Origin of the sequence: Lysinibacillus sphaericus, from assembly GCF_006864135.1 — a bacterium.
Classification (GTDB): Bacteria; Bacillota; Bacilli; order Bacillales_A; family Planococcaceae; genus Lysinibacillus.
On sequence record NZ_SADV01000062.1, the window covers coordinates 1 to 655 of the forward strand.

The window sequence follows — 655 nt, forward strand, 5'->3', positions numbered from 1 at the left end:
GGTATCAAAAAGCCAACATACCACCGTGTCATTCGCTCAATAAATGTTGCTACACAACCTTTTGCTTTCCCACGTCCAGATACAACTGTATCTAACTCCCAATGTCCAAAGGTTTCACGTTTACGTACTTCTTTTGGGCGTTTAGAAATTGGTGTGCCAATGTTAAATCTTCCCCTTGTTTCGCGGGGCTTTTGACGCTTTCCTTTTTGACGGAGAACGGTTATAGGCACTTCTAAAAGACCATCGTAAATCCAGCGATAGATGGTTTTAAAACTCAGCTGTCCTTGATACAAACGGCCGACAATTTGTTCAGGCGACCAAGTATCCCGCAACTTTTCTTGAACAGCTTCTTTTACTTCTGGCGTACATTTTGACTTAGCACCACAGTTGGATTTATTTTGGTGGTAACGTACTTGTGCTTCGTCAGCCGTACTACCGGCGTGGCGTTTTATTTCTCTGGAAATCGTAGAAGGTTGACGATTTAAGAGTTTCGCTATTTTACGAATCGAATAATCAAGTTCCAGGTATGTTTCTATTTTTACACGTTCTGATATGGTAAGATGGGTATAGCTCATAACGATTCCTCCGTTTGAATGTTGGTGTGGTAACTACATTCTACACGAGGTCGTTATGGGCTTCCTTTATATTGACTTCT

At 41.5% G+C, this 655-nt stretch carries 1 protein-coding gene; it reads right to left on the reverse strand.

All coding sequences use genetic code 11. From position 1 onward, the window contains the following. On the reverse strand, window positions 1-575 hold a 575-nt coding region (locus C7Y47_RS24690), incomplete at its 3' end, for an IS30 family transposase (RefSeq protein ID WP_142511130.1). Between the last annotated feature and the right edge of the window lie 80 nt (window positions 576-655).